Source organism: Pseudoxanthomonas japonensis (genome assembly GCF_010093445.1).
Taxonomy (GTDB): domain Bacteria; phylum Pseudomonadota; class Gammaproteobacteria; order Xanthomonadales; family Xanthomonadaceae; genus Pseudoxanthomonas_A; species Pseudoxanthomonas_A japonensis.
This window is the reverse complement of sequence record NZ_PDWW01000002.1, coordinates 95424-119526: the sequence shown is the minus strand read 5'-3', so window position 1 is coordinate 119526 and position 24103 is coordinate 95424. Positions and strand designations below refer to the sequence as shown.

General features: G+C 68.0%; 23 protein-coding genes and 2 pseudogenes. 16 read left to right on the top strand and 9 right to left on the bottom strand.

Features of this window, described 5'->3' with window-relative positions; genetic code table 11:
• Nucleotides 1-62 precede the first annotated feature (62 nt).
• Nucleotides 63-1565 (bottom strand): aldehyde dehydrogenase, encoded by a 1503-nt coding sequence (locus CSC78_RS02375; RefSeq protein ID WP_162336309.1) that lies wholly within the window; start codon nucleotides 1563-1565, stop codon nucleotides 63-65.
• A 177-nt stretch (nucleotides 1566-1742) separates the two neighbouring features.
• Nucleotides 1743-2291, bottom strand: coding sequence for a cupin domain-containing protein (locus CSC78_RS02370; protein WP_162336308.1), 549 nt, complete (start codon nucleotides 2289-2291; stop codon nucleotides 1743-1745).
• A gap of 204 nt (nucleotides 2292-2495) precedes the next feature.
• On the opposite strand from CSC78_RS02370, the gene CSC78_RS02365 reads away from it, so the two are divergent.
• The 7 genes from CSC78_RS02365 to CSC78_RS02335 all read left to right on the top strand — a co-directional run bounded on the left by CSC78_RS02365 (nucleotide 2496) and on the right by CSC78_RS02335 (nucleotide 10417).
• A complete protein-coding gene (locus CSC78_RS02365; RefSeq protein ID WP_162336307.1) occupies nucleotides 2496-3866 on the top strand; it encodes an aspartate aminotransferase family protein in 1371 nt (456 codons plus the stop codon).
• Between the two features lie 66 nt (nucleotides 3867-3932).
• Nucleotides 3933-5048: an alanine dehydrogenase gene (ald, locus tag CSC78_RS02360; RefSeq protein ID WP_162336306.1), complete on the top strand. Its 1116-nt coding sequence runs from the start codon at nucleotides 3933-3935 to the stop codon at nucleotides 5046-5048.
• A 228-nt stretch (nucleotides 5049-5276) separates the two neighbouring features.
• A complete protein-coding gene (locus CSC78_RS02355; RefSeq protein ID WP_162336305.1) occupies nucleotides 5277-6767 on the top strand; it encodes a CoA-acylating methylmalonate-semialdehyde dehydrogenase in 1491 nt (496 codons plus the stop codon).
• Nucleotides 6768-6799: 32 nt separating this feature from the next.
• Nucleotides 6800-8047 carry a serine hydrolase domain-containing protein gene (locus tag CSC78_RS02350; protein ID WP_162336304.1) on the top strand — a complete coding sequence of 416 codons (1248 nt, stop codon included), beginning with the start codon at nucleotides 6800-6802 and terminating at the stop codon, nucleotides 8045-8047.
• Between the two features lie 161 nt (nucleotides 8048-8208).
• Complete coding sequence (locus CSC78_RS02345; protein ID WP_162336303.1) at nucleotides 8209-8994, top strand: hypothetical protein; 786 nt, start codon at nucleotides 8209-8211, stop codon at nucleotides 8992-8994.
• 166 nt (nucleotides 8995-9160) lie between these two features.
• The gene (locus tag CSC78_RS02340; RefSeq protein ID WP_238391138.1) at nucleotides 9161-9529 is read left to right on the top strand and encodes a response regulator; all 369 of its coding nucleotides are present in this window, start codon (nucleotides 9161-9163) and stop codon (nucleotides 9527-9529) included.
• A gap of 42 nt (nucleotides 9530-9571) precedes the next feature.
• Entirely contained in the window at nucleotides 9572-10417 is an 846-nt protein-coding gene (locus CSC78_RS02335; protein ID WP_162336302.1) for a chemotaxis protein CheX, read from the top strand.
• A 15-nt stretch (nucleotides 10418-10432) separates the two neighbouring features.
• Here CSC78_RS02335 and rlmKL read toward each other — a convergent pair whose 3' ends face one another.
• From rlmKL to CSC78_RS02320, 3 genes are all read right to left on the bottom strand, one after another.
• Complete coding sequence (rlmKL, locus tag CSC78_RS02330; RefSeq protein WP_162336301.1) at nucleotides 10433-12568, bottom strand: bifunctional 23S rRNA (guanine(2069)-N(7))-methyltransferase RlmK/23S rRNA (guanine(2445)-N(2))-methyltransferase RlmL; 2136 nt, start codon at nucleotides 12566-12568, stop codon at nucleotides 10433-10435.
• Nucleotides 12569-12674: 106 nt separating this feature from the next.
• Entirely contained in the window at nucleotides 12675-13199 is a 525-nt protein-coding gene (locus tag CSC78_RS02325; protein WP_162336300.1) for a YqiA/YcfP family alpha/beta fold hydrolase, read from the bottom strand.
• A complete protein-coding gene (locus CSC78_RS02320) occupies nucleotides 13199-13690 on the bottom strand; it encodes an MOSC domain-containing protein (protein ID WP_162336299.1) in 492 nt (163 codons plus the stop codon). The genes CSC78_RS02325 and CSC78_RS02320 overlap by 1 nt, the downstream gene beginning before the upstream one ends.
• A gap of 81 nt (nucleotides 13691-13771) precedes the next feature.
• On the opposite strand from CSC78_RS02320, the gene CSC78_RS02315 reads away from it, so the two are divergent.
• The 5 genes from CSC78_RS02315 (at nucleotide 13772) to CSC78_RS02295 (ending at nucleotide 18364) form a co-directional block, all read left to right on the top strand.
• Nucleotides 13772-14344 carry an N-acetylmuramoyl-L-alanine amidase gene (locus tag CSC78_RS02315; protein WP_379608556.1) on the top strand — a complete coding sequence of 191 codons (573 nt, stop codon included), beginning with the start codon at nucleotides 13772-13774 and terminating at the stop codon, nucleotides 14342-14344.
• Nucleotides 14345-14403: 59 nt separating this feature from the next.
• Nucleotides 14404-15318: an acyl-CoA thioesterase II gene (gene tesB, locus CSC78_RS02310; protein ID WP_162336298.1), complete on the top strand. Its 915-nt coding sequence runs from the start codon at nucleotides 14404-14406 to the stop codon at nucleotides 15316-15318.
• A 9-nt stretch (nucleotides 15319-15327) separates the two neighbouring features.
• Nucleotides 15328-15828, top strand: a complete 501-nt coding sequence (locus CSC78_RS02305; RefSeq protein WP_162336297.1) for a putative signal transducing protein — start codon at nucleotides 15328-15330, stop codon at nucleotides 15826-15828.
• Between the two features lie 95 nt (nucleotides 15829-15923).
• Nucleotides 15924-17138 carry an RNA polymerase sigma factor gene (locus tag CSC78_RS02300; protein ID WP_162336296.1) on the top strand — a complete coding sequence of 405 codons (1215 nt, stop codon included), beginning with the start codon at nucleotides 15924-15926 and terminating at the stop codon, nucleotides 17136-17138.
• Nucleotides 17139-17218: 80 nt separating this feature from the next.
• Complete coding sequence (locus tag CSC78_RS02295) at nucleotides 17219-18364, top strand: RNA polymerase sigma factor (protein ID WP_162336295.1); 1146 nt, start codon at nucleotides 17219-17221, stop codon at nucleotides 18362-18364.
• 44 nt (nucleotides 18365-18408) lie between these two features.
• Here CSC78_RS02295 and CSC78_RS18955 read toward each other — a convergent pair.
• Nucleotides 18409-18570: pseudogene (locus CSC78_RS18955) on the bottom strand (EF-hand domain-containing protein); the annotation flags it as partial.
• 51 nt (nucleotides 18571-18621) lie between these two features.
• Nucleotides 18622-19131: pseudogene (locus CSC78_RS02285) on the bottom strand (calcium-binding protein); the annotation flags it as partial.
• Nucleotides 19132-19275: 144 nt separating this feature from the next.
• On the opposite strand from CSC78_RS02285, the gene CSC78_RS02280 reads away from it, so the two are divergent.
• The 4 genes from CSC78_RS02280 to CSC78_RS02265 all read left to right on the top strand — a co-directional run bounded on the left by CSC78_RS02280 (nucleotide 19276) and on the right by CSC78_RS02265 (nucleotide 22418).
• Nucleotides 19276-19860, top strand: coding sequence for a phosphatase PAP2 family protein (locus tag CSC78_RS02280; protein WP_162336293.1), 585 nt, complete (start codon nucleotides 19276-19278; stop codon nucleotides 19858-19860).
• A 1-nt stretch (nucleotide 19861) separates the two neighbouring features.
• Nucleotides 19862-20584, top strand: a complete 723-nt coding sequence (locus tag CSC78_RS02275; protein WP_162336292.1) for an arginyltransferase — start codon at nucleotides 19862-19864, stop codon at nucleotides 20582-20584.
• A 133-nt stretch (nucleotides 20585-20717) separates the two neighbouring features.
• Nucleotides 20718-21122, top strand: a complete 405-nt coding sequence (locus CSC78_RS02270; RefSeq protein WP_162336291.1) for a DUF5339 domain-containing protein — start codon at nucleotides 20718-20720, stop codon at nucleotides 21120-21122.
• 96 nt (nucleotides 21123-21218) lie between these two features.
• Complete coding sequence (locus tag CSC78_RS02265; RefSeq protein ID WP_162336290.1) at nucleotides 21219-22418, top strand: endonuclease/exonuclease/phosphatase family protein; 1200 nt, start codon at nucleotides 21219-21221, stop codon at nucleotides 22416-22418.
• 72 nt (nucleotides 22419-22490) lie between these two features.
• On the opposite strand, the gene CSC78_RS02260 is transcribed toward CSC78_RS02265, so the two are convergent.
• Together CSC78_RS02260 and purT are read right to left on the bottom strand one after the other, a co-directional pair.
• Entirely contained in the window at nucleotides 22491-22790 is a 300-nt protein-coding gene (locus CSC78_RS02260) for a hypothetical protein (RefSeq protein ID WP_162336289.1), read from the bottom strand.
• Between the two features lie 27 nt (nucleotides 22791-22817).
• Nucleotides 22818-24002, bottom strand: a complete 1185-nt coding sequence (gene purT / locus CSC78_RS02255) for a formate-dependent phosphoribosylglycinamide formyltransferase (RefSeq protein WP_162336288.1) — start codon at nucleotides 24000-24002, stop codon at nucleotides 22818-22820.
• Between the last annotated feature and the right edge of the window lie 101 nt (nucleotides 24003-24103).

Below are 24103 nucleotides of genomic sequence, written 5' to 3'. Positions count from 1 at the left end.
TCCCCGCTTGCGGGGAGAAGGAACAGCATGTCGCCGCCGCGCGGGGAGAAGGGAGCCGTGCCTCAGCTACCCAGGTTGATCCAGGTCGCCTTCATCTCGGTGTACTTGTCGAAGGCATGCAGCGACTTGTCGCGGCCGTTGCCGGACTGCTTGTAGCCGCCAAACGGTGCGGTCATGTCGCCGCCGTCCCAGTAGTTGACCCACACACTGCCCGCACGCAGCTTGCGCGCCACCCGGTGCGCGCGGCTGATGTCGCGCGTCCATACGCCAGCGGCCAGGCCGTACTCGCTGTCGTTGGCCATGCGCAGGGCTTCTTCCTCGCTGTCGAAACCGATCACCGACAGCACCGGGCCGAAGATCTCCTCGCGGCTGATGGTGTGCTCATGCGCCACGTCGTCGAACACGGTCGGCTCGATGTAGCAGCCGCCGGCCTCCACCTCGGCGCGCGTTCCGCCCAGCGCCAGGCGCGCACCTTCGGCCTTGCCCTTCTCGATGTAGTCCAGCACGCGCTGCGTCTGCCCTTCGTCGACCATCGCACCCATCGGCGCGCCAGGATCGAGCGGATGGCGCGGGCGCATCGCCTTGCCGGCCTCGACCACGCGGGCGACGAACTCGTCCTTGATCGAGCGCTCGACCAGCAGGCGCGAGGCCGCCGTGCAGACCTCGCCCTGGTTGTAGAAGATGCCGCCCGCCGCCGCCTTCGCTGCGACGCCGAGATCATGCGCATCGGCGAACACGATGTTCGGGCTTTTGCCGCCGCACTCCATGTAGGCGCGTTTCATGTTCGACAGACCGGCGCATTGCAGCAGCCGCTTGCCGACCGCGGTGGATCCGGTGAACACCAACCCGTCCACGTCCATGTGCAGCGCGAGCGGCTCGCCAGCGGTCTTGCCGAAGCCCGGCACCACGTTGAGCACGCCGGCCGGGATACCGGCCTCGATGGCGATCTCGGCCAGGCGGATCGCGGTCAGCGGCGATTTCTCGGACGGCTTCAACACGATGGAGTTGCCGGTCGCCAGCGCCGGCGCCAGCTTCCACGACGCCATCAGCAGCGGGAAGTTCCACGGCACGATGGCGCCGACCACGCCCAGCGGTTCGCGCGTGATCAGGCCGAGTTCGTCCGGACCGGTGGCGGCGACTTCGCCGTAGACCTTGTCCAGCGCCTCGGCGGTCCAGCCCATGCAGCGGATGGTCGCGCCGAGATCGACGCTGCGCGCGTCACCGACCGGCTTGCCCATGTCGAGCGACTCAAGCAGCGCCAGTTCGTCGGCATGCAGCTCGATCAGCTGGGTGAATTTCAGCAGCACCTTCTTGCGGTGCGTCGGGCGCGCGTTCGACCACGCACCCGCCTCGAAGCTGCGCCGCGCCGCGGCGACGGCGCGGTTGATGTCCTCTTCCTGCCCGTCGGCCACCTGGCCCAGCACGCGCCCGTCGATCGGGCTGATGCAGTCGAACGTCTTGCCGGATGCCGCATCGACGTACTTGCCATCGATGAAGGCCTGCGTACGGATCGACAGACCGGCGGCCATCGCCTGCCAGTCCTGTTGCGTGCGGGGTGCGGTCATGGGAACTCCTGGCTAGGTTTCCCTTCTCCCACCGGGAGAAGGTGGCGCGAAGCGCCGGATGAGGGTTCGGCGGAGTCCACGACGCCGGTAACTCACAGGCTTCGCCGGACCCTCACCCCAACCCCTCTCTCCCACGGGACTTCCTCCGGTCGCCGATGGGAGAGGGGCTTGAATCATTCAGAACGTCGCCGGCGTATTCGCGCTGACGATCACCGCGTCCACCTCGCCGACATTGCGGAACCGGTGCGGCACGCGGCTCTCGAAGTAATAGCCTTCGCCGGCCTTCAGCACGCGGACCTGCTCGCCGACGGTGACCTCGACCTCGCCGGCGATCACCACGCCGCCTTCCTCGCCGTCGTGCGCCAGCATGCTGTCGCCGGTGTCGCTGCCCGGCGGCATCACCTCGCGCAGGATGCACATCTGCCGCTGCGGGCGATGCTGGCCGACGAGGAAATAATGGATGCCGTTGCTGCCCACGTCCGGCAGCTCGTCGGCCACGTAGAACGGGCTGTCGGGCAGCCCCTTCTCGAGGTCGAGGGTGAAGAAGTCGGCGAGGGAGATCGGGATGCCGTCCAGCACCTTCTTCAGCGAACTGACCGACGGACTGACCTTGTTCTGCTCGATCAGCGAGATGGTGCTGTTGGTGACGCCCACGCGTTTGGCCAGCTCGCGCTGGCTGAGGTCTTTGGATTTGCGGACCAGTTGCAGGCGTGCGCCGATGTCCATCACCATCCTTGCCGGAAGACCGAAGTGTTGCGGGATACTTTACACCCCGCGACAGGCCGGTCAATCCGTGGCACCCGGGCAATTCTTCAACCCGCTGAACAACGACGGCCGGGATGGGCGAAACACGTCAGATCCGACCTTCGGCACGGTTGTAAAGTTTTTTCAACGCGCTAAGCTGCGCCCAGTCCTTGCCCCGGAGCCGTGATGAGCGCTGACGACACCCCCTCCGCCCTGGCCGAGCACTACGCGCGCCAGAACCTGGACGCGCCCGGTTCGCTGGACCATTTCTGGATGCCGTTCACAGCGAACAAGCAGTTCAAGGCCAAGCCGCGCCTGCTCGCCAGCGCGTCCGGCATGTACTACAAGGACGTCGACGGCAACGAGGTGCTCGACGCCACCGCCGGCCTGTGGTGCTGCAATGCAGGACACGCGCGGCCGCGCATCGTCGAGGCGGTGAGGCAGCAGATCGGCACGCTCGACTTCGCGCCCAACTTCTCGATGAGCTCGCCGCTGCCGTTCAAGCTGGCCGAGCGCCTGGCCGCACTGGCGCCGGGCGACCTCAACAAGGTGTTCTTCAGCAACTCCGGCTCGGAAGCCGTCGACAGCGCGCTGAAGATAGCGCTGGCCTACCACCGCGTGCGCGGCGAAGGCCAGCGCACGCGCTTCATCGGCCGCGAGAAGGGCTACCACGGCGTCGGCTTCGGCGGCATGTCGGTGGGCGGCCTGCCGAACAACCGCAAGTGGTTCGGCCCGGGCCTGCCGGCCGTCTCGCACATCCGCCATACGCTGGACGTGTCGCGCAACGCGTTCTCGAAGGGCCTGCCGCCGCACGGCATCGAACTGGCCGAAGACCTCGAACGCCAGATCGCGCTGTACGACGCCTCGACGATTGCGGCCGTCATCGTCGAGCCGGTCTCGGGCTCGGCCGGCGTCGTCATCCCGCCGGAAGGCTACCTGCAGCGCCTGCGCGAGATCTGCGACAAGCACGGGATCCTGCTGATCTTCGACGAAGTGATCACCGGCTTCGGCCGCGTCGGCCATGCCTTCGGTGCGCAGCGCTTCGGCGTCACCCCGGACATGATCACCGCCGCCAAGGGCATCACCAACGGTTGCGTGCCGATGGGCGCCACCTTCGTGTCCGAGCGGCTGTTCGACGCCTTCATGAACGGGCCGGACAATGCCATCGACATGTTCCATGGCTATACCTACTCCGGCCATCCACTGGCCTGCGCCGCCGCGCTCGCCACGCTGGATACGTACGAAGAGGAACACCTGTTCGACAAGGCCTTGTCGCTGGGCGACTACTGGCAGGAAGCGCTGCACTCGCTGAAGGGACTGCCGAACATCATCGACATCCGCAACATCGGCCTGGTCGGCGCCATCGAACTGGCCCCGCGCGCTGGCGCGCCCGGCACCCGCGCCTACGACGTCTTCGCCCGCGCCTTCCACGACGGCCACCTGTTGACCCGCGTCACCGGCGACGTCATCGCCCTGTCGCCGCCGCTGATCGTGGAAAAGGACCACATCGACCGGATCGTGAATGTCCTGGCGGACACCATACGGGCAACCGCGTAAAATTACGGACCAACGGCACCAGCGCTCCCCCTCGCGCGAAGCCCCTTCCCGCTACTGGAGAGCACCATGCTGATCGGCGTCCCCAAGGAAATCAAAAACCACGAATACCGCATCGGACTTACCCCGTCCGGCGCCCGCGAGCTGGTGGCCAACGGCCACCAGGTCATCGTCCAGCGCGACGGCGGCAAGGCCATCGGCCTGACCGATGAGCAGTACGTCAAGGCCGGTGCGGAGATCGTCGACACGGCCGCGGAAATCTTTGCCCGCGCCGACATGATCATCAAGGTCAAGGAGCCGCAGCCGAACGAGTGCGCCATGCTGCGCCCCGGCCAAGTGCTCTACACCTACCTGCACCTCGCACCCGATCCGGAACAGACCAAGGCGCTGGTCGCCTCCGGCGCCACCTGCATCGCCTACGAAACCGTCACCGCCCGCAGGGGCGGCCTGCCGCTGCTGGCGCCGATGTCGGAAGTGGCCGGCCGCATGTCGATCCAGGCCGGCGCGCATGCACTGGAGAAGGCGCAGGGCGGCTCCGGCGTGCTGCTCGGCGGCGTGCCCGGCGTGAAGCCGGCGGAAGTGCTGGTGATCGGCGGCGGCGTGGTCGGCATCAATGCCGCGCGCATGGCGATGGGTATGAACGCGCACGTCACCATCCTCGACCGCTCGCTCGACCGCCTGAAGTACTTGGACGAGCTGTACGGCCACCAGCTGACCACGATCTACTCGACCCGCGACGCCATCGAAGAGCGCCTGCCCGACACCGACCTGGTGATCGGTGCGGTACTGATTCCCGGTGCCGCCGCGCCGAAGCTGGTCTCGCGCGATCAGCTGAAGCTGATGCGTCCCGGCTCGGTGCTGGTGGACGTGGCGATCGACCAGGGCGGCTGCTTCGAGACCTCGAAGGCCACCACCCACCAGAACCCGACGTACGAAGTGGACGGCATCATCCACTACTGCGTGGCCAACATGCCGGGCGGCGTCGCCCGCACGTCCACGTTCGCGCTGACCAATGCCACCCTGCCCTTCGCCGTGCAACTGGCGAACAAGGGCGCGAAGCAGGCGCTGTTGGACGACGAACACCTGCTCAACGGCCTGAACGTGCACGCCGGCAAGGTGACCTACAAGGCCGTCGCCGACGACCTCGGCTACACCTACGTGCCGGCGCGCGAAGCGCTGGCGTAACCCGCTGTTCCTTCTCCCTGCGCAAGCGGGGAGAAGGTGCCCGAAGGGCGGATGAGGGGCACGCCGGAGCCATGGCCGCCTCGACGATAGCGAGCCAATCGAGCGACTGGAAAGCGCAACACTCGAAACACTTCCAAGACTGAAGATCCGGGCGCCGTCGCCCCTCACCCGCCCTTCGGGCACCCTCTCCCCGCGCGCGGGGCGAGGGAGACAGCAAGGTAGTCCGCCATGACCGAAGCGTTGCATCACTTCTTCAACGGACAACGGGTGGAAGGCGACAGAGGCCGCTTCGGCGATGTCTACGACCCCGCCACCGGCACCGTCACCGCACGCGTGCCGCTGGCCTCGGTCGATGACGTGAAGCAGGCGGTGGACGCCGCGTCCGCCGCTTTCCCTGCTTGGGCCGCCACCACGCCACTGAACCGTGCGCGGGTGATGTTCCGTTTCAAGGAACTGCTGGAGAAGCACGCCGGCGACCTCGCGAAGATCATCACGTCCGAGCACGGCAAGGTGCTCTCCGACGCGCGCGGCGAAGTGACGCGCGGGCTGGAAGTGGTCGAGTTCGCCTGCGGCATCCCGCACCTGCTCAAGGGCGAGCATTCGATGAACGTCGGGCGCGATGTCGATTCGTGGAGCGAATACGCGCCGCTCGGCGTCGTCGCCGGCATCACCCCGTTCAATTTCCCCGCGATGGTGCCGCTGTGGATGTTCCCGGTGGCCCTGGCCTGCGGCAACACCTTTGTACTGAAGCCGTCGGAACGCGATCCGTCCGCCGCATTGTTCATGGCCGACCTGCTGAAGCAGGCAGGCCTGCCGGACGGGGTGTTCAACGTGCTGCACGGCGACAAGGTGGCGGTGGATGCGCTGCTCGACGAACCGCGCGTGCAGGCGTTGAGTTTCGTCGGCTCCACGCCGATCGCCGAATACATCTACGCGCGCGGCTCCGCCAACGGCAAGCGCGTGCAGGCGCTGGGCGGCGCGAAGAACCACATGGTCGTGCTGCCCGATGCCGATCTCGACGGCGCGGTCTCCGCGCTGCTGGGCGCAGGCTACGGCTCGGCCGGCGAGCGCTGCATGGCGATCTCCGTGGCGGTCTGCGTGGGCGACGCCACCGCGGATGCGCTGGTGGCGAACCTCGCACCGAAGGTCGCCGCATTGAAGATAGGGCCCGGATGCCTCGATCCCGAAATGGGCCCGCTGGTCACCGGCGCACACCGCGACAAGGTGCGTGGTTATGTCGACGCCGGCGTGGCGGAAGGCGCGGATCTCGTCGTCGATGGACGCGGCCATGTGGTCGACGGCCATGCGGACGGCTTCTTCCTCGGCGGTTGCCTGTTCGACCGCGTCACGCCGGACATGACGATCTACCGCGAGGAGATTTTCGGGCCGGTGCTGTGCGTCATGCGCGTGCCGGATCTCGATGCCGCGCTGCGCCTGGTCAACGAGCACGAATACGGCAACGGCACTGCCGTGTTCACCCGCGACGGCGGCGCGGCGCGCGAGTTCGCCCATCGCGTGCAGGCCGGCATGGTCGGCATCAACGTGCCGATCCCGGTGCCGATGGCCTTCCACAGCTTCGGCGGCTGGAAGCGCTCGATCTTCGGCCCCCTGCACGTACATGGTCCGGATGGCGTGCGCTTCTACACGCGGCTGAAGACGATCACCGCTCGCTGGCCGGAGACCCACACGGCCGAGTTCGTGATGCCGACGATGAAGTAAAGTCGGGGCCGGTTCCCGCAAGGCGCTGGCGCATGTCCTTCCGTCGTATCCGCATCCTGGCCCTGCTGCCCTGCCTCGCCGTCGCGGCAATGGCTTCAGCGGGCGAACCCGTCGCGCAGGTCCGCGTGGCCTTCGACCGCAACGGCATCACCAGCACGCAGGTGGAAGGCATGGCGGACCTGACTACCGGCCGCAAGGTCACCGCCGACGATCCGGTGCGCGTCGCCTCGATCTCCAAGCTGGTGACCACGATCGGCGTGATGCGGCTGGTCGAGGCCGGCAAGCTCGATCTCGATGCCGACATCTCGACATACCTGGGCTGGACGCTGCGCCATCCGAAGTTTCCCGACACACCGATCACCCTGCGCCTGCTGCTGTCGCACCGCTCCAGCCTGACCGATGCGGCCGGCTACTACGCCACACCGCTGGGCCAGCCGCTGAAAGGCATCCTCGACGATCCCAACGCCTGGGACGACGCGCATGCGCCCGGTACGCACTTCCGCTACACCAACCTCAACTTCCCGCTGGTGGCGATGGCGATGGAGAACGTCACCGGTGAGCGTTTCGACCTGCTGATGCGCCGACTGGTGCTGGAACCATTGAAGCTCGATGCCTGCTTCAACTGGGAAAGCTGCGACGCCGCCACCGCCACACGCGCGGTCGTGCTGTACCGCGACGGCGCACCGGTGCGCGACGAGAACCGGGCCGGCAAACCCGCCTGTGCCGTGGTGACCGAGGAAGGTGCGGACTGCGACCTCGCCCGCTGGAAGGCCGGCGAGAACGGTGCCCTGTTCTCGCCGCAGGGTGGGCTGCGCATCTCGGCGAACGGGCTGGCGAAGATCGGCCGCCTGTTCCTCGGCAATGGCGAGGTCGACGGCGTGCGGCTGCTGTCGTCCGCCAGCGTCGATGCGATGACGGCACCGCAATGGACGTTCGACGGCGGCAACGGCGTCACGCACGAGGAAGACACCGGCGGTGGCCAGCCGCGCGCGTTTTTCTGCCGCTATGGTCTTGCCGTACAGACGCTCGCCACCGCGCATGACGGCTGCGGCGACGATCTCTTCGGCGATGGCGTGGCGCGTGTCGGCCATTCCGGCGATGCCTACGCACTGCGTTCTGGGCTGTGGATGGATCGCACGCACGGAACGGGCGTGGCGTACTTCGCCACCGATGCAGGCGCGTCGCCTCCAGGCGAGCAATCGGTCTTCACCCGGATCGAGGAACGTCTCGCGCGCGGCATCGCGCAACCGGAAGATGGCCAAGCGCGTCCGGAGCAGTGAAAGACACGTGAAATCTGCGAACGCCGCACGCCGTGTCGACGCGGCGTGAAGAAAAGCGCACTTACGTTGCATGCATCGCAACGCATCCATCGCGACTCCGCCTGCGTATCGCCGGCATCCGACACATATGGTGTCGGCCTTTCCCCTGGAGGAGTCCCCCGATGAAGAAGTCGCTCTTTGCCCTGGCCATTTCATTCGCGCTCGCCGCGCCCGCGTACGCCGCTGGCCCCGACCAGGGCAAGCTGTCCATGTCCGTCTTCGGTGGTACCGACACGCCCGTCAGCGGTGACGTGCACGACGGCGCGATCGCGCCGGTGCCGGATCTCGGCCCGCTGAATCCCGCACTCGCCGGCGTCAGTGCCGAGTTGCGCATCCAGTCGCGCTCGCATGCCGACATCTACGACAACGCGATGGGCTACGGCCTCGAGTTCGCCTATGGATTGAACCAGAACGCGGAGATCTTCGGCCAGGTGCGCCGCACCGAGACCGACCCGGGTACCGTGCAGGTCGGTGGCGCCTTCGTTCCCGCCCTCAACACCACGTTGCCCGTCTACGGCACCTTCAGCGACTACAAGGCGCTGACCGTGGAAGCCGGCTACCGCCACTACTTCATGGAGCCGGGCTACACGCGCCCGTTCATCGCCGGTCGCCTCGGCGCCACGCAGACCGACGATATCCGCGCCACGTTCGAGATCCCGGATGCCGGCATCACCATCGCCAACGCGCCGTTCACCGAAAAGAAGTGGGCCGCCAGCGCCGGCGTCGATGTCGGCGTACTGATTCCGGTGAACGACAGCTTCAGCATCACCGCGCAGGCCGGCGTGCGTTACGTGGCCGATCTGAGCGGCGACGACAGCGCCATCGGTGGCCTGGGCCTGGGCTCGATCAACGACACCGGCAAGCGCGTGTCGGTGCCCGTGTCGATCGCCGCACGTTTCGACTTCTGACCGGAGCGCGCCGCGGGCGGGCTGTCCTCCCCCGGGCCGACCGCGGCGCGCCGCCGCTGTACGCTGCACCTCAAGATCTCCCCTGACCGGCCGATACGCCTACATGTCGACCCGCGTCGAACGACGACGCGGGGTTTTCCATGATCCAACAGGGGGATCCACCATCATGTCGTCACGTCCTACCGTCCTGCTGTGCGACGATTCGCGCGCCTTGCGCATGCTGGCGGCACGCCAGTTGGAAGACTGCGGCTTCAACGTCGTCGGCGAAGCCGGCAACGGCAACGAGGCCGTCAGCCAGTACCAGGCCCTCAAGCCCGACGTGGTGCTGATGGACCTGGTGATGCCGGAGTGCGACGGCAAACAGGCGCTCGGCAAGATCCTGTCGCTCGACCCGGCTGCCCGGGTAGTGATCCTCAGCTCGCTGGGCGGGCAGGCGGACATCGAGGAATGCCTTAAGCTGGGCGCGAAGTCCTACCTGCAGAAGCCCATCGATCCGGAGGTGATGGATCGCGTGCTGCACGAAGCGGTCGCCTGACCGCGCGCACGTCCTCCTTCCTCTTCAGTACGAGACCACACCATGGCAGCGAAATTCCTGGGCCAGTTCCTGCTGGAACGCGGCACCATCACCTCGGCGCAACTGCTGGCCGCGCTCGACGCGCAGCGAGCCTCCAACCCCCTGCTCGGTGAGCTCGCCGTGCACCACCGGATGCTGGATGCCGCGCAGGCGCGCCGCATCAACGACCGCCAGCGCGCCGAGGACCGCCGCTTCGGCGACATCGCCCTGGAAATGGGCCTGCTCGACGCCGGCCAGCTCGACGTGCTGCTGGCGGCGCAGAAGAAGGGCCGCAAGCTGTTCGGGCAGATCCTCGTCGAACAGGGCACGTTGACGGCCGAGCAGCTGGAGAGCGAACTGGTCGCGCATCGCCGCGACCTGGACGAAGCCAACCATGCCCTCGCCCTCGGCATCGCCGGCCACGCGCTGGCCGACATGGCCACCAGCGCGATCCGCGTATGCAACCGTCTGTTCCCGCGCCTGGTCGGCAGCCAGTGCCAGGCCTCGGGTATCGCCGATGCCGCCACGCTGGAGGCCTGCGAGGTCACCGCGCATGTGCGCATCGAGGCGGGCAGCCAGTCCATGCTGATCGGGATCGGCTGCGGCCGCGCCGCGATGCAGGCGATCGCCTGTTCACTGCTGTCCATCGCTCCCGAACAGTGCGACGACGAACTCGCCGTGGATGCGCTGGGCGAACTGGTCAACGTGCTGATGGGCTACGTGGTGCGCGACACCTTGGCCGACGACGCCAGCTACCGCGCGCACCCGCCGAGCACGGCGCTCTCTGCCGCCGACCTGGCCGCACGCGACAGCACGCTGGCCTTGTCGATGGCCTCGCAGCGCGGCGATTTCGTCCTGATCGTCGGCTGATCCTGGGCCTGCTCGCTACGCCCGCGTCAGCCGCCACGCGCGGTGGATGCGGGCGTTGCGTTCGAAATCCGGCGGGATCGTGCCCGCGCTGATCTCCTCGCAGCGCGCGAACTCGGCCACCGCGTTCTCGTCTAGCCTGAAGCGGCGGAAGTTGTTGCTGAAATACAGCACGCCGCCCGGCGCCAGCCGGGCCACCGCGGCGCGCAGCAGGCGCACCTGTTCCTTCTGCACGTCGAAATCATCGGCACGCGCGGAATTGGAGAACGTCGGCGGATCGCAGAACACCAGGTCGTATTCGCCCTGCTCCGCTTCCAGCCAGCGCAACGCATCGGCCTGCACCAGCCGGTGCTTCGCGCCGCCCAGGCCGTTCTCGGCCAGGTTGTCGGCGCACCACTGCAGGTAGGTCGCGGACAGGTCGACACTGGTCGTCGTCGCAGCGCCGGCCACCGCCGCCTGCAAGCTGGCCACGCCGGTGTAGCAGAACAGGTTGAGGAAACGCTTGCCGCGCGCTTCCTGCGCCATGCGGCGACGCAGCGGGCGGTGATCGAGGAACAGCCCCGTATCCAAATAATCGAACAGGTTGACCCGCAGCAGCGCGCCCGATTCGCGCACGACGATGAGCTCGTCGCGCTGCTGCATGCGGCCGTACTTGGAGCCGCCCTTGCCGCGCTCGCGCGACTTCACCGCGATCTGCTCCTGCGGCACGCCGAACACCTCGCGGGTGGCGGCCAGCAGCTCGCTGAAACGACGACGCACGTCGTGTTCGGGAATGGTGGCCGGTGCGGCGTATTCCTGCACATGCAGGAAGGTCCGCGCCTGGCCGCCCTCCTCCTGGTACACGTCGATGGCGGCGGCATACTCGGGGAGATCGGCGTCGTAGACGCGATAGCAGGTGACGCCGTCACGCGCGCGCCAGTTCTTGAACTTCTTCTGGTTCTTGCGCAGCCGGTTGGCGACCATCTGCGCGCCGTCCGACAGCGGCTTCGCTTCGCGCGGCTCGCGCGCCGGCGTGGCGACCGGATCGCAGACGATCAGTGCGCATTCGATCGCGCCGTTGAACAGCTGGTACTTCTTCGCAGCCCGCAGGCCGGTGGCGTAGCCGAGCTCGGCATTGCCGCACAGCAGGCTGGCGCGCCACTGCGGCACCGCCCGTTGCAAGGCATCGCCCAGTGCGCGGTAGAGATCGGCATCGGCAGCGAGGCGTTCGTCGTAGGGCGGATTGCAGACCACCAGGCCACGCGCCGTCTCCTGCACCGGCAACTGCGCCACGTCGCGTGCTTCGAAGTGCAGCTGGCCGGCCAGCCCAGCGAGCACCGCATTGTCACGGGCGGCGCGGATCGCGCCCAGGTCGATGTCGCTGCCGAAGAACACCGCCCGCAACGCCTTGCGTCCTTCCGTTTCGCGCTGCACCGCCTCGGCGAACAGCGCGCGCCACGCGTCGACGTCGAATCCCAGCCAGCGCGATGGCAGTACGTTGCCGTGCCGTTGCAGGCCGGGCGCCACGTCGGCCGCCATCAGCGCGCCTTCGATCAGCAGCGTGCCGCTGCCGCACATCGGATCGAGCAGTGCGCCACCCTCGTGGTAGAGCGCCGGCCAGCCGCCGCGCATCAGCACCGCGGCGGCGAGGTTCTCCTTCAGCGGCGCATCGTTCTGCGCCTGCCGCCAGCCGCGGCGATGCATCGGTCCGCCGCCCAGGTCGATCGAGATCGTCGCGCGGTTCCTGCGCAACGACAGGTTGATGCGGACGTCCGGCTGCTCCACGTCCACCGACGGCCGTTCCATGCCCTGCTGGCGCAGGCGATCCACCACCGCATCCTTGACGCGCTGCGCAGCGAAACGCGCATGCGTGATGGCTTCGCCGGACACGTGGGCGTCCACCGCCAGCGTCAGTTCCGGCCGCGTGTGCTGTTCCCACGGCAGCGCCATCACGCCGTCGTACAGCGCCTGCTCGCTGAGGCATTCGAATTCGGCGATCGGCCACAGCACGCGACTGGCCAGGCGCGACCACAGCACGGCGCGCTGCGCATCGACCGGCTCGCCTTCGGCATTGACGCCGGCGACGGTCGCGGTGGCCTTGGGCACGCCGAGCGCGAGCAGTTCGTCGGCAAGCAGGTATTCCAGGCCCTTGGCGCAGGAGACGAAAAATTTCACGGTGGAACCTCGTAATGAACGTCACCCCGGCGAAGGCCGGGGCCCAGTGACTTTGCCCGCCGCGATCAACGTCGCTGGGTCCCGGCCTTCGCCGGGATGACGGCCTTCAAAGATGGGCGAGTAACTGCCCGAACGCCTCCGCCGAAGCAGCCACGTGATCGGACAGGCGATGCGAATCGTTGACCAGCAGCAGGCGCGCGCGGCGTGGAAGCGCCCAGTCGACGACCGCCTGCGCCGGAATCAGTTCGTCGTCCCAGCCATGGATGATCGATATGGGTACGGTCGCGGCATCCAGCGCCGGCAATGGCCCCATGGCGATTGCCGGCGCCATCAGGAACAGGCCGCGCACTGGCACCTCCAGCGAAATCCGCCCGGCGATGTAGCCGCCCAGACTGGAACCAGCCAGCACCACGGGACCGCGTGCCGCGGCCGCCTGCGCCAGGCCGCGCAGGCGCTCCAGCCGCGCCACCACGTCGCCCAGCGAACTGACGTCGCGACGCGCATCGAGGTCCGTGTAGTCGGGACGCTCGTGCGTCCAGCCCAACCGTTCGGCCACGTCGGCCAGGGCGGTGACCTTGGTCGCGTCCGGACCGCTCTCGAAACCGTGCGACAGGATGCAGTGACCGCGCATTACAGCGCCTCCACCGCGTCGCCAAGGCGGAACGTGCCGCCTTCGACGATGCGCGCGCACAGGCCACCGTGGCCGCGCATCGCGTTGTAACCGCCGGCGCCGAGCGCGTCCTCCATGCGCGAGCAGGGATCGCAGTCCTCGGTGCCTTCGAACACCGCATCGCCGATACGGAAGCGGCGGCCCTTCAGCGCGATCAGCGGAATACCCGAGACCACCACGTTCCGGCGCAACAGCGAAGGCGCCAGGTCCGGACGCTGCGCCAGCGCCGCGATGACCGGCAGGTGTTCGGCCTGGATCAGGGTGATGCCGCGCTTGCCGCTGCCGCCCTTGTAACGGTCGCCGACCAGACCCGCGCCGGTCTCGGCGTCGACGACCTCGGTGGCGACCATCACCTCGTCGCGCGCCGGGCGCAGGCCGATCCACTCCACCTTGCCGGCGCGCGGCAGGGTGGCCATCAGTTTGGCCAAGGGAGAGTCGGGATTGAGCGGCATGAGGAAACCCGCGCGTCGTGGACATTGAAGGCCGCCAGTTTACCGGACCGGGCTGCGGCCCGGTCCTGCTAGCATCCGGTCATGAGCACCGACCTTCCCATGTTCGCCCGCATCGTCGATCCCCTGCCCTACGAGGACAAGCTGGAGGCGCGCCCGCTCGACCGGATCGACCTGGTGGTCATCCATTGCACGGAGCTGCCTGACCTGGCGATGGCGCGCGAGTACGGCGAGCGTATCCTGCATGCCTCGGGCACCGGCAACAGCGGTCATTACTACGTCGATCGCGACGGCAGCGTGCACGTCTACGTGCGTCCGGAGCGTGTCGCCCACCACGTGCGCGGCTACAACCCGCGCTCGGTCGGCATCGAACTGGTCAACACCGGCCGTTATCCCAACTGGCTCGCCACCGGCAGCCAGACGATGCAAGAACCCTACACCGCCGCGCAGCTCGCCTCGCTGGACGCGTTGCTGGCGGACCTGCAGCGCGAACTGCCGGGCCTGCGTTTCATCGCCGGCCACGAAGACCTCGACACCGCCTGCGAGCCCGCCAGCGACGATCCGGACGTGCTGGTCCGCCGAAAGATGGACCCGGGCCCGCTGTTCCCCTGGGATGCGGTCCTGCGCACCACCACTCTGCGACGCCTGCTGCCCTGACGGGTCCACGCACAGGCGGCGGCTATAATCGCCGCTCGCCACGCATCCCAGGCCCTCCCGTGCCAGCCCCCGAACCCGTCGTCTCCGAGCTGATCGAACTGCTGTCGCTGGAGCGGCTGGAAGACAACCTGTTCCGTGGCCAGAGCCGCGATATCGGCACCAAGTACGTGTTCGGCGGCCAGGTGCTGGGCCAGGCCCTGTCGGCCGCGCAGGCCACGGTGGAAGGCGGCTCCGGCAGCCGGCGCGCGCACTCGCTGCATGCCTACTTCCTGCGCGCGGGCAACATCGAGGCGCCGATCGTCTACGAAGTGGACCGCACGCGCGACGGCGGCAGCTTCTCGGTGCGCCGGGTCACCGCGATCCAGCACGGTCGCGTGATCTTCTTCTGCGCGGCCTCGTTCCAGGCCGAAGAGGACGGCGCCGAACACCAGTTGTCGATGCCGGAAGTGCCGCAGCCGGAAGACATCGCGCCTGCGCCACCAGTCCCCGCCGAGGTAATGGCCTCACTGCCACCCAAGGTGCAGCGCTGGATGTCGCGCCGCGGCCCGTTCGAGTTCCGCCACGTGTATCCGCGCGACGAGCTGAATCCGCCCAAGCGTCCGCCGTTCCAGCAGGTCTGGTTCCGGTTGAGCGAACCGGTCGGCGACTCGCCGGAACTGCACCGCGCCCTGCTCGCCTACGCCTCCGACTTCCAGTTGCTGGGCACGGCGACCTATCCGCATGGCATCAGCTACTACCAGCCCAACGTGCAGATGGCCTCGCTGGACCACGCGCTGTGGTTCCACCGCCCGTTCCGCGCCGACGACTGGCTGCTCTACTCCATCGACAGCCCAAGCGCGAGTGGTTCGCGCGGGCTGGCGCGCGGGCAGATTTTCGACCGCCAGGGTCGGCTGGTCGCCAGCACCGCGCAGGAAGGCCTGATCCGCGTGGTGCCCGATGCCGAAGCGGCCTCCGCCGTTCCGGCAAAAGACTGAGGAACAAGCATGCGGCAGGTGTTTTCCAGCCAGCGGATCGAAACCGTCGAAGGCGTGGCCAAGCTGCTGACCGACGCCGGCATTCCCGTGCACATCAGCAACGGTCGCTCGTACCACAGCAAGCGTGGCGGGCAGTTCAGCTATACCGAGCCGGTGAAGGCCCAGCTGCAGCCGGCAGTGTGGGTGCGGCACGCCGACGACCAGCCGCGCGCGCGCGAACTGCTGCGCGAGGCCGGCCTGCTGGAAACCACACGGCCCGGCTACGCGTCCACGCTGACGTTCACCAGCCCGCAGGACGCGACGACGCCCCAGCGCTCGTGGGCCTGGCGCATCCGCCTGATCCTGCTGGCGCTGATCGCATTGGCCGCCGTCGTGATGTGGATGCGCCGTCCTGTGCCGCCATCTGCCGCCGTGCCGCAGCCTCAGCTGGAGCAGGCACCGCCTGCCCAACCCGCCCCGGCGGAAGAAGAGGAAGACCGCATCCGCATCCAGCCCGTCAGTGGCGGCTGAGCCCCGCATGACCTGGAGGGCGGTGCCGCCGAGCCCGGTCACATCCTGCGCGCCGGCCCGTCAGGGTCATCGGTTCCCTCGATGACCCCGATGCCATGAACGCAGTCGCCCTCGACCTGATGCTGCAAGTCGAACTGCCCGCCGCCACCCGTGGCAGCCAGGAAGCCTACGGCCGCATCGTGCATGCCTGCCAGAACACGGTCACCGCCATCGCGCTGGCGATCACGCGCGACGTGCAGGCCAGCGAGGACATCGCGCAGGAGGCCTTCCTCAAAGCCTGGCAACAGCTGGACCGGCTGAAGAACAGCGCCAGCTTCCTGCCGTGGCTGCGGCAGATCACCCGCAACCTGGCGCGCGACTGGCTGCGTGCGCAGCATGGCCGTCCCATGTCGGGCGAAGTGGCCGAGATCGCCATCGGCATGGCCGCGGATCCCGGACCCACGCCCGCCGAACGCCTGCTGCAGACGGAAGAGGAACTCGTCGCCACCGAGATCATCTCGTCGCTGCCGGAAGACAGCCGCGAGACCCTGCTGTTGTTCTACCGCGAAGGCCAGAGTTCGCAGCAGGTCGCCGACCTGCTCGGGCTGAGCGACGCCGCCGTCCGCAAGCGCCTGTCGCGTGCCCGTGCGATGGTCCGCGACGAGTTGCTGCAGAGGTTCGGCGAATTCGCGCGCGCCACGGCGCCGACGGCTGCCTTCACCATGATCGTGCTGGGTGGGCTGGTCGGTGCGATGCCGGCCGCCAGCGCGGCGACGGTGATCGGGTCCGGCGTGCTGGGCAGTGGCCTCATCGGGAAGATCAGCACCGGTGGACTGACCACCGGCGGCGTGACCGGTGGCGTCGCGGGCGGCTCGCTGGGCGTGATCTTCGAACAGGTCACCCAGCATCCGGCTTCGCTCAGTGGCCTGGTAGGCGGTGTGATCGGCGGACTCATCGGCTACGCCTTCACCTGGTGGTACTTGGCGCGTTTCTGCCAGACCGCGCAGGAGCGGCAGCAGGTGCGTCGCTTCATGACGCTGAACACTGTCACCGGTTCGGCCTGGCTGTTCTGCCTGATGCTGGCGACGCTGTTGACGACGGGCTGGCAGGCCATTGCGATCACCACGGCCGTGGGGTTGTCCGCGGTCAACTACCAGTATTTGGCCATCCTGCCCCGGATCATGGATCCGATCCTCGTCCGTCCCGACAACCAACGGCGCCGTCGCGGTTACGACTATCTGCTGGGCAAGCAGGCGATCATGATGACCAGCCTGTTCACCCTCGGCGCCATCGCCTTCGTGCTCATCCGTACGGGACGGCTGACCCTCTGAATGCCGCGCGCCACCACGATCGGTCACACTTCGTGCCGTCGGTCGTCGTGCCCGCATGACCCGGAAAACGCGGAGCGGCGGTGAAGACCTTGGTAATCGAACTTTCCTTGCGTGAGGCGCTGCCGGCGGCAGCGCGGGGCGACCAGGACGCCTACGGCCGCATCGTGGCCCTTTGCCAGAACACGATCACCGGCATTGCGCTGGCCATCACCCGCGACGTGCAGGCCAGCGAAGACATCGCACAGGAAGCCTTGCTCAAAGGATGGCGGCAACTCGCGACGCTGAACAATCCGGACAGCTTCCTGCCGTGGCTGCGCGAGATCACCCGCAACCTGGCGCGCGACCACCTGCGCGCGCAACGACGGCGACCGATGACCGGCGAGGCCGCCGAACTCGCGGTGACACTCGCGGCCGATACCGCTCCCACGCCGGCCGAGACGTTGCTGCAGACCGAACAGGAGCAGGCGGCCCGCGAAGTCATCGCCGCCCTGCCGGAAGACAGTCGCGAGGTACTGCTGCTCTACTACCGCGAGGGCCAGCGTTCGCAACAAGTCGCGGCCCTGCTGGGCATCACCGACGCAGCGGTACGCAAGCGTCTGTCACGCGCACGCCAGTACGTCCGGGAGGAACTGATGTCTCGCTTCGGCGACTTCGCCCGCACATCGGCGCCCTCCGCAGCGTTCGCCAGCGGAGTGCTCGGCCTGCTTGTCGTGGCGGCGCCGCCCTCCGCAGGCGCGGTCGTCCTGAGCACCGGTGGCGCCATCGCAGGCAAGGGACTGATGAAGCTGGTCGGTGGTGCGCTCGGCGCCACGGCTCTGGGTACGTTCGTGGGGATCGGCGCGGTCTGGTTCGGCGTCCGCAAGTACCTGCGCGACCCGCTGGACGCACGCGAACGCACTGAACTGCTGCGGTATGGCACGGTCAACACCCTCGCCATTCTGGCATTCATCGTAGGCATCAGCGCCCTGGCGCGCGTATCGGGATGGGTTCCGCATACGGTCCTGACGCTGACCTACATGATCGTCATCTGCTGGACATCCAGTTACTGGCTGCCACGCATCCTGGAACGCCGTCGGGTACGCGACCTGCTGCAGGATCCGGAGCGCGCGCGGCGCTGCATGGAACGCCAGCGCGTCTGGCGGATCTGGGGGCTTGTGTTGGCGGTGACACTGGCGACCGCCGGCCTGTTCGCCGGTCTGGTGATGTCCGGTCGCTTGATGCTCTGAACGGGCGCGTGCGCCCGGGTGGGCGCACGCCGTTCCTGCCCGGCTCAGCGGCGAGCGGGCTTGCCTGCTGCCAGTTCATCCTTGGACAGGAAGCCGTCCTTGTTGGTGTCGAGCGCATCGAAGCGCTCGGCGAAGCGGCCCTTGTCCTTCACCTCGTCTCGCGACAGGCGGCCATCCTTGTTGGCATCCAGTGCCGCGAAACGCTCGTCCATGCGCGCCTGCATGCGCTGCTGGAACTCGGCACGGCGCGCGACGTCGGCCTGGTCGATCTCGGCTCGGGTGAGCTTGCCGTCCTTGTCGGCGTCGGCCTTGGCAAACCATTCGTCACGACGCTGCTTGCTGCGCAGTTCGCGGTCGGCGCGGTCGATCACGCCGTCCTTGTTGGCGTCCATCGCATCGAAGCGGGCGGCGAAGCGCGGATCGGCGGCAGCTTCCGCCTTGCTGATGCGGCCATCCCCGTCGGTATCGAGCTTCTTGAAACCGTCGCCATGGCGCTGGCCACCGTGGCGACCGTGACCACGCATGCCCTTGTGCTGCGGGCGCTCGTCAGCCGTCAGCTTGCCGTCGCCGTTCTTGTCCAGGGCGGCAAAGCGTTCGGCCAGGCGCGGATGCGCGGCGGCTTCGGTCTTGTCGATCGCGCCGTCGTTGTTCTTGTCGAGGCTCGCGCGCGCCGGCTTCGCGGCATCGCCGGCCTGCGTGGCGGCGAATGCGGATCCGGCGCCGAGGGCGGCCAGCACGGCCACGAAAAGCAGGGTCTTGCGGTTCATCGTGTTCTCCTGAGGGCGCGGCGCCAGATGCGCCACTGACAGGGAAAACGCCTCGGCATCCCCGGGGTTGACGCGCGGACGGACGCGTTCAGGCAGCGGATGGTCGCAATCCACGCGACGGCGGGGCCGCAGTATGCTGGCCGCATGTCGATTCCCCTCGCCCGCGCGCTGTCGATCTTCGGCCACCCGATGCTGGTGCTGCCGATGGCCGTGCTGGCGATCGCGCTGGCGCAGGGAGATGCGCGCACCGCGATGTGGTCGGCGGCCGGCTTCGGCGCATTCGCCGCGCTGGTGATGGGCTATTCGTGGTGGCAGGTACGTCGCGGCCGCTGGGCGCACGTGGATGCCAGCGCGACGCACGAACGCAGCACGTTGAACCGCTTCCTGCTGATCGCGCTGGCCAGCGGCGCAATCCTGGTCGCCTGGCGTGGCGGGCAACCGCTGTTCGCGCTGGGGCTCGCGCTGTCCGCGGCCATGATCCTGGCGGCGATGCTGACGGCACGCTGGTGCAAGCTGTCGCTGCACCTGGCGTTCGTCGTGTTTGCCGCGTGCCTGCTGCACGAACTGGGCCTGGTGTGGATGCTCGTGGCGTTGCTGTTCGCTGCCACGGTCGCCTGGTCGCGCCTCGCGCTGCAACGCCATACGCCGCGCGACCTGGTCGCCGGCGCGGTGGCCGGTGCGCTGGCGGGACTCGCGTTCTGGCCGCTGGCCACGCGCTGGACCGGGTGACATGGGTGAGAACACGCAATCGCTCGACGACCTGCGCCTGTTCCACACCGGCGAGCATCCCTGCGGCTACTGGCCCGACCGCATTGCGCGCGACCTGGTGCTGGATCCGCGCGATCCGCGCCTGCCGCAGCTGTATCCCGATGCGCTGGGCTGGGGCTTCCGCCGATCGGGCGACATCGTCTACCGGCCGCACTGCCGGCAATGCCGCGCCTGCGTGGCCGTGCGCATTCCCGTCGCCGACTTCGCGCCCGACCGCAGCCAGCGGCGCTGCGCCGCACGCAACGCGCGCGTCGAGACACGGATCGTCGCCGCCTTGCGCGATGATGAGCATCTGGCGCTCTACCAGCGGTATCTCGCGGCCCGGCATCCGCTCGGCGGCATGGACGACCACGGTGCCACGGAGTTCGACCAGTTCCTGGTGGGCAGCTGGTCGCGCGGACGCTTCGTGGAACTGCGTGAGGATGGACAGTTGCTGGCGGTCGCGGTGACCGACGTCATTCCGGGTGCGCTGTCGGCCGTCTACACCTTCTACGATCCCGCACTGGAATCGCGCAGCCTGGGCACGCTGGCGATCCTGCGACAGATCGAATGGGCGCGACGCGACCGCTATACACATCTGTATCTCGGCTACTGGATCGACGGCCATCGCAAGATGGATTACAAGCGCCGCTTCTCCCCGCTCGAGTGCTTCGACGGGCGTAGCTGGGTCCGCGCGGATCTGTGAGTCGAAACACGTCCACGCGCTCAGTGTGAGACGTAAATGTAAATAGCAACTTCGTGATCGGCTGCACAGAATGTGCCACCGGCGTGCCCTGCGCGCCGGCCCTGGAACATCCACTCAATCGTCTGGAGTTGTCATGAAGTTCAACATTCTTGCCCTCGCGGCGCTGACCACCCTCGCGCTGGCCGCCTGCAAGCCCGCCGAGGAAGCGACTCCGGTCGCCGACGCACCGGCCGTCGAAGCACCGGCCGTCGAAGCCCCGGCCGTCGAAGCCCCGGCCGCCACCGAGGCCGTTGCCGCCACCACGGATACCGTCGAAGCCGGCACCGGCGTGCCCGAGTGCGACCAGTATCTGGAAAAGGTCTACGCCTGCATCAGCGACAAGGTGCCGGAAGCCCAGCGCGAGATGATGAAGCAGGGTATCGAGCAGTCGAAGGCCGGCTGGGCTGCGCTGACCGACAAGACGGCGCTGGCCGCGCAGTGCAAGACCGCGATGGACCAGGCCAAGACGGCGTACGCCGCGATGGGCTGCTCGTTCTAAGCGTTCCACCGGGCCGACTCGTCGTTAGCCTGCGGCGCCCCGGGTTTCCGGGGCGCCGTTTTTACGCCTGTCACGGTGGCATGACAGAATCCGCGCATGCGTACCCTTGCCCTCCTGCTCACGATGACCCTCGCCGCCTGCAGTTCGCCCGCCACGCTGGAGGCCCCTGCCCCCGGGCAGGTCGCGGCAATGCGCGTGGCGACCTACAACACGTCGCTCTTTTCCGATGATGCCGGCGACGTGATCCGGCAACTCGAAGGCGACAGCACGCATGCACGCAAGATCGCCGCGGTGCTGCAAAAGGTGCGGCCGGACCTGGTGCTGTTGAACGAGTTCGACTACGACGATGCGCATCGCGCCGCCGACCTGTTCCAGCAGCGCTATCTCGGCATCGCCCAGCCGGGCGGTGGCGAGCCGCTGCGGTACCCGTACCGCTATCTCGCACCGGTGAACACCGGCGTGCCGAGCGGCCTGGACCTGGATCGCGACGGCCAGGTCGGTACCGAAGGCCGCGCACGCGGCAACGATGCCTGGGGTTACGGCCTGCATCCCGGCCAGTACGGCATGCTGGTGCTGTCGCGCTTCCCGATCGACGAGACGAAGGTGCGCACGTTCCAGTTGCTGCGCTGGAGCACGCTGCCGGGCGCCACCAATCCCGTGGATCCGACCACGCACGAAGCGTTCTATCCCGACGCGATCTGGAAGCAGCTGCGCCTGTCGTCCAAGTCGCACTGGGACGTGCCGGTGCGCACGCCGGGCGGCGTGGTGCATTTCCTCGTCTCGCACCCCACGCCTCCCGTGTTCGACGGACCGGAAAACCGCAACGGCCTGCGCAATGCCGACGAGATCCGCCTGTGGCGCGAATACCTGACGCCGGGCGACGCGCCCTGGCTTTGCGACGACCAGGGACGCTGCGGAGGTCTGGCAGCCGATGCGCGCTTCGTCATCGCCGGCGATCTCAACAACGATCCCGCCGATGGCGATGGACAGCACGAGGCCATCGTCGAGCTGCTGGAACACCCGCGCGTCATGCGCATGGCCACGCCACGCAGCGAGGGCGGTGAAGAGACCGCGCTGGCATACGCCGCCAAGGGGCTTGAGCGCCGCGGTGCGCCTGCGCATGTCACCGGCGACTTCGGCCGCCGCAACGGTGCGCTGCGGCTGGACTACGTGCTGCCATCGACCGGTTTCAGCCTGACAGGCAGCGGCGTGTTCTGGCCCAAGAAGGATCATGCCGACGCCGCCATCGCCGACGGCAGCGATCATCATCTGGTCTGGGTGGACCTTACCCTCTAGCGCGGCATGCTTGCGCCCGGCGGGGCTACGCCCGTCGCGAACCTCAGCCCGCTACCGGCGGGCCGTCGCGACTTACGTCGCTCCCACGACGGGGTTGGCGACACGCGGACCGAACCCGAACAGCGATTCGTTCTGCGCCGACACGATCATGCGGATCATGCTGCCGGGCACCATCAGTTCCACCTGCACCTCATGGCCTTCGGCGTTCTTGCCGACCAGCGTCATCTCGGTGAAGGCGCCGCCGGTGTCGATTTCCTTGCAGAAGATATGGGGACCGTCGGGCTGGCTGGTGAGGTAGGGCTTGATCGCTTCGCCCAGCGCTTCCAGCGCCTGCGGGAAGAAAAAGACGGCATAGCCGGTATTGCCATTCATGGCGTCGCTCCGTTCATGGTGTGCGCCTCAGGCCAGGTCGATCGTGATGGCCGCAGCCGCATCGCGCGCCACGGCGCGTGCGGTGTCGACGTCGTTCGCACGCGCGAGCGTCACGCCGACGCGGCGATGGCCTTCCACGCGCGGCTTGCCGAACAGCCGCAGGGCGGTATCCGGCGCGGCCAACGCGCCTTCGACGTTGCCGAACACCGGCACGCCGTGACCGTGCGCCAGCATCGCGCAGGAGGCGGAGGGACCGCTCTGCCGGATCGCCGGGACCGGCAGACCCAGGATGGCGCGCGCATGCAGCGCGAATTCCGACAGCTCCTGCGACACCAGCGTGACCAGTCCCGTGTCGTGCGGGCGTGGCGAGACTTCGCTGAACCACACCTCGTCGCCCTTCACGAACAGTTCCACGCCGAACAGGCCCCAGCCGCCCAGGTCGTCGGTGACCGCGCGCGCGATCTGCTGCGCGCGTTCCAGCGCGCGCGGCGACATCGGCTGCGGCTGCCAGCTTTCGCGGTAGTCGCCGTCCTTCTGCCAGTGGCCGATGGGATCGCAGAATGAAGTGCCGCCGGCGTGGCGCACGGTCAGCAGGGTGATCTCGTAGTCGAAGTCGATGAAGCCTTCGACGATGCAGCGGCCCGCACCTGCACGGCCACCGGTCTGGGCATAGTCCCAGGCCGCATCGATGTCGGCCTCGCTGCGCAACGTGCTCTGGCCCTTGCCGGAGGACGACATCACCGGCTTCACCACGCAGGGCAGGCCGATCGCCTGCACCGCTTCACGGTATTCCTCGCGCGTATCGACGAAGCGGTACGGCGACGTCGGCAGGCCCAGCGTTTCGGCGGCCAGGCGGCGGATGCCTTCGCGGTCCATCGTCAGTCGCGCGGCGCGCGCGGTGGGGATGACGCGCGCGGCGCCTTCGGCTTCCAGTGCAACGAGGGTTTCGGTGTGGATCGCCTCGATTTCCGGCACCACCAGGTGGGGCTGCTCCTGCGCGATCAGCGCGCGGATCGCGGCCGGGTCCAGCATGTCGAGGACGTGCGAGCGATGCGCCACCTGCATGGCGGGCGCGTCCGCGTAGCGGTCGGCGGCGATGACTTCCACGCCGAGGCGTTGCAGCTCGATGGCCACTTCCTTGCCCAGTTCGCCCGATCCCAGCAGCAGGACGCGGGTGGCGGACGGGGACAGCGGGGTTCCAAGAGTGGTCATGCGCACGGGTCCTGAAAGGGGGCGCCAGTGTAACGGGAGCGCCGACGAGCGGCGGCAGACACGCATTGACATATGATATCAAATTGATATCTTTCATCTCA

Excerpts from the sequence above, each read along its gene's own strand:
- CSC78_RS02280 (WP_162336293.1), top strand. The coding sequence starts at position 19,276 with ATGTCGATTCCCCTCGCCCGCGCGCTGTCGATCTTCGGCCACCCGATG.
- CSC78_RS02335 (WP_162336302.1), top strand. The coding sequence starts at position 9,572 with ATGGCAGCGAAATTCCTGGGCCAGTTCCTGCTGGAACGCGGCACCATC.
- CSC78_RS02275 (WP_162336292.1), top strand. The coding sequence starts at position 19,862 with ATGGGTGAGAACACGCAATCGCTCGACGACCTGCGCCTGTTCCACACC.
- CSC78_RS02355 (WP_162336305.1), top strand. The coding sequence starts at position 5,277 with ATGACCGAAGCGTTGCATCACTTCTTCAACGGACAACGGGTGGAAGGC.
- CSC78_RS02325 (WP_162336300.1), bottom strand. The coding sequence starts at position 13,199 with ATGCGCGGTCACTGCATCCTGTCGCACGGTTTCGAGAGCGGTCCGGAC.
- ald (WP_162336306.1), top strand. The coding sequence starts at position 3,933 with ATGCTGATCGGCGTCCCCAAGGAAATCAAAAACCACGAATACCGCATC.
- purT (WP_162336288.1), bottom strand. The coding sequence starts at position 24,002 with ATGACCACTCTTGGAACCCCGCTGTCCCCGTCCGCCACCCGCGTCCTG.
- CSC78_RS02340 (WP_238391138.1), top strand. The coding sequence starts at position 9,161 with ATGTCGTCACGTCCTACCGTCCTGCTGTGCGACGATTCGCGCGCCTTG.
- CSC78_RS02270 (WP_162336291.1), top strand. The coding sequence starts at position 20,718 with ATGAAGTTCAACATTCTTGCCCTCGCGGCGCTGACCACCCTCGCGCTG.
- CSC78_RS02375 (WP_162336309.1), bottom strand. The coding sequence starts at position 1,565 with ATGACCGCACCCCGCACGCAACAGGACTGGCAGGCGATGGCCGCCGGT.
- CSC78_RS02265 (WP_162336290.1), top strand. The coding sequence starts at position 21,219 with ATGCGTACCCTTGCCCTCCTGCTCACGATGACCCTCGCCGCCTGCAGT.
- CSC78_RS02365 (WP_162336307.1), top strand. The coding sequence starts at position 2,496 with ATGAGCGCTGACGACACCCCCTCCGCCCTGGCCGAGCACTACGCGCGC.
- CSC78_RS02320 (WP_162336299.1), bottom strand. The coding sequence starts at position 13,690 with ATGCCGCTCAATCCCGACTCTCCCTTGGCCAAACTGATGGCCACCCTG.
- CSC78_RS02315 (WP_379608556.1), top strand. The coding sequence starts at position 13,772 with ATGAGCACCGACCTTCCCATGTTCGCCCGCATCGTCGATCCCCTGCCC.
- CSC78_RS02305 (WP_162336297.1), top strand. The coding sequence starts at position 15,328 with ATGCGGCAGGTGTTTTCCAGCCAGCGGATCGAAACCGTCGAAGGCGTG.
- CSC78_RS02300 (WP_162336296.1), top strand. The coding sequence starts at position 15,924 with ATGAACGCAGTCGCCCTCGACCTGATGCTGCAAGTCGAACTGCCCGCC.
- CSC78_RS02345 (WP_162336303.1), top strand. The coding sequence starts at position 8,209 with ATGAAGAAGTCGCTCTTTGCCCTGGCCATTTCATTCGCGCTCGCCGCG.
- CSC78_RS02260 (WP_162336289.1), bottom strand. The coding sequence starts at position 22,790 with ATGAATGGCAATACCGGCTATGCCGTCTTTTTCTTCCCGCAGGCGCTG.
- CSC78_RS02370 (WP_162336308.1), bottom strand. The coding sequence starts at position 2,291 with ATGGACATCGGCGCACGCCTGCAACTGGTCCGCAAATCCAAAGACCTC.
- CSC78_RS02350 (WP_162336304.1), top strand. The coding sequence starts at position 6,800 with ATGTCCTTCCGTCGTATCCGCATCCTGGCCCTGCTGCCCTGCCTCGCC.